This window comes from Mesorhizobium sp. M7A.F.Ca.US.007.01.2.1, from assembly GCF_003998165.1.
Taxonomy (GTDB): Bacteria; Pseudomonadota; Alphaproteobacteria; order Rhizobiales; family Rhizobiaceae; genus Mesorhizobium; species Mesorhizobium ciceri.
On the sequence record NZ_RZQP01000411.1, the window covers coordinates 1 to 2,671 of the forward strand.

Sequence of the window (2,671 nt, forward strand, 5' to 3'; positions counted from 1 at the left end):
ACGCCGCGAACTGGCCACGCGGAAGGCTCTCGATGCCGGAGCGGAACCCCTCGGCCGAGTAGGCCGACATGATGAAGGCGAAGGCTGTCACCGCCGATGCCCAGGACGACAGGCGTATGCCGAGGAAGGGCAGCGCATAGTAGATCAGGATCAGCACGACCAGCACCGGCAGGGCGCGGAAGATGTCGGTGTAGCCGACCGCGAGCCAGCGCAGCGGCTTCGGCGCATAGAGCCGCACCAGGCTGATCCCCAGGCCGATGGGGATGCCGATGCCGATGCTCAAAATGCCGAGCAGCAGCGTGTTCAGGAAGCCGCGCAGCAGCGCCGGCAGGCTGGACATAATGACGTCGGGGTTGAAGAAGGTGTCGATCAGCGACATGGGAGCGTTCCCGAACCCCAGAGCAAAGAATGCTCACGTTAAACTCGATGGGCCCGCCGAGGGCAGGAGATCTGCGGCAGAAGCCGGCGGCCAGGCGTGAAAGAATCGTGCCGGCCTGGAAAGCCGGCACGATGTTACCGCAGCCTTCAGCTCAGGCCTTCGGCAGCGGCATTTCCTTCATGGTCGAAGAGTCGGCGGGCGCGTCGCTGCCGAACCACTTCTTGTGGATCGCGGCCAGCGTGCCGTCCTTCTTCATCGCGCTCAGCGCATCGTTCAGCTTGCCGAGCAGCGGGTGGTCCTTGGTCATCATCAGGCCGTATTGCTCACCGGTCTTGATGCGCTCCTTGACCACCAGGTCCTTCATCTTGGTGAAGGAATATTCCATGCCCGGAATGTCGCTGACTGCCGCATCGACGCGGCCGGCGCTGAGGTCGAGCAGCAGGTTCTGCTGCGTGTCGTAGCCCTTCACGTCGCTGAAGCCGTCGGCTTCCTGATGCGCCTTGACCCAGGTTTCGCCGGTCGAACCGGACAGCACGCCGATGATCTTGCCCTTGAGGTCGGCCTCGGCCTTGATCGGGCTGTCGGCCTTGGTGGCGATGCCCATATCGGAATCATAATAGGGCTGCGTGAACGACTGTGACTTCAGCCGCTCCGCCGTGATGGTGATCGACGAGATGGCGACGTCGATGCGCTTCGAGGTGGTGGCGGCAAACAGCGCCTGGAAGCCGAGATCGGCGATGTCGGTGGTCATGCCGATGCGCTTGGCGGCTTCGTTGACGATGTCGACCTCGAAGCCTTCGAAAGTGCCGCTCTCGTTCTTGAATTCGAAGGGCGGGTTGGTCGGGTAGGCGCCGACATTGAGCACATCCGCGGCATAAGCGGTGGCGGGGCCGGCGGCGATGCCGATGGCGGCGGCGAGAAGAAGCAATTTGCGACGCGTGAAGCTCATTTTTGTTCCCTCTGTTGTTGATCGGGCGGGTTGCTCCCGCACGGTTTTTTGCCGCCCCGCTTCACGCAGGGCGTCAATTCATGGCAGCGACCATGCGGTCACGGTTGGCGATGTTGTGTGTTGCAGACCGCGAATCCGCGCGCACGTCATCGAAGGCATGGCGCGTGTTGGATGATGACTGGGGCAGTATGAACGACAAGAACTGAGACTCCCACCCGGAGCACCCACGATGGACTGGCCGGCACGATGGACTGGTCTGCTCGATGGACTGGCCGGCAAGCCCGTCCGGCACGGCAATCGCCATCGACTCCGGAATGCTTATCCAAAGTGCGGCGCTTTTCAAGGCGAAAGTTTTAAGCTTAAAAAGCTGCGATGTCCGTTGCGTGGTGGACACGGTGCGGCCCGCTGGAACCGATACCCGCGAGCGATGGTGACGCCAAGCTATTTCAGGCTTGAAATATTTCCGCGCGGGCCTAGCGTGCGATCTTCGCCGGGAGGTCGCGACGTGAACAAACCACACCCTTTGCACGGCTCGAACAGACTGAAGCTTGGCGTCTTTTCGACCAATGCCGATGGCGGGCTTGCCATCACCGATGTGCCGGAGCGCTGGGCGGCGAGCTGGCAGGACAATGTGACCGCAGCCCAGATCGCCGACCGCGCCGGGCTGGAGTTCATGCTGCCGATCGCGCGTTGGCGCGGCTTCGGCGGCCGCAACAAGGTGCGCGAATGGTCGTTCGAGACCTTCACCTGGGCGGCGGCACTCGCCATGGCCACCGAGCAGATCGGCCTGTTCATGACCGTGCATGTGCCGCTGGTGCATCCGCTCTATGCCGCCAAGGCGCTGGCGACGGTCGACCATATCAGCCAGGGACGCGCGGGCTTGAACATCGTCTGCGGCTGGAACCCGAAGGAATTCGGCATGTTCGGCACGCCTTTGGTCGAGAAGGGCTACGATCAGGCGGCCGAATGGATCGAAATCCTGGAAAAGCTTTATGCGTCGGCCGAGCCGCTCGATTACGAAGGCACTTATTACCGCCTCAAGGAGGCTGTCAGCCGGCCGGCCAGTCTGCAGGTTCCGCGCCCCGTGACCATGAACGCCGCCTTCGGCGGGCCGGGCCGCGATTTCGCTGCCGCCCGGTGCGATTATCTGTTCACGACATTTTCGGAAATGAGCGATGCCGGCAAGCATGTCGCCGACATCAGCGAGCGGGCCGATAAGGCAGGCCGCGATGTCGGCGTCTACACCGTGGCGCATGTCGTCTGCCGCCCGACGATGGAAGAGGCGCAGGCCTACTACACGCGCTACGCCGTCGATATGGCCGACCATGACGCCGTCGATGCCC

General features: G+C 63.0%; 3 protein-coding genes. 1 reads left to right on the plus strand and 2 read right to left on the minus strand.

The genetic code is table 11. From position 1 onward, the window contains the following. Both EN949_RS34435 and EN949_RS34440 read right to left on the minus strand, forming a co-directional pair. The coding region (locus EN949_RS34435) for an ABC transporter permease subunit (protein ID WP_127371958.1) at nucleotides 1-379 on the minus strand (379 nt) is incomplete at its 3' end. Between the two features lie 151 nt (nucleotides 380-530). Then, on the minus strand, nucleotides 531-1,328 hold the full coding sequence (locus EN949_RS34440; RefSeq protein ID WP_024503391.1) for an ABC transporter substrate-binding protein: 798 nt from the start codon (nucleotides 1,326-1,328) through the stop codon (nucleotides 531-533). Nucleotides 1,329-1,833: 505 nt separating this feature from the next. On the opposite strand from EN949_RS34440, the gene EN949_RS34445 reads away from it, so the two are divergent. Then, nucleotides 1,834-2,671 (plus strand): LLM class flavin-dependent oxidoreductase (locus tag EN949_RS34445; RefSeq protein ID WP_164782653.1); only part of this gene is annotated, 838 nt, incomplete at its 3' end.

Excerpts from the sequence above, each read along its gene's own strand:
- EN949_RS34440 (WP_024503391.1), bottom strand. The coding sequence starts at position 1,328 with ATGAGCTTCACGCGTCGCAAATTGCTTCTTCTCGCCGCCGCCATCGGC.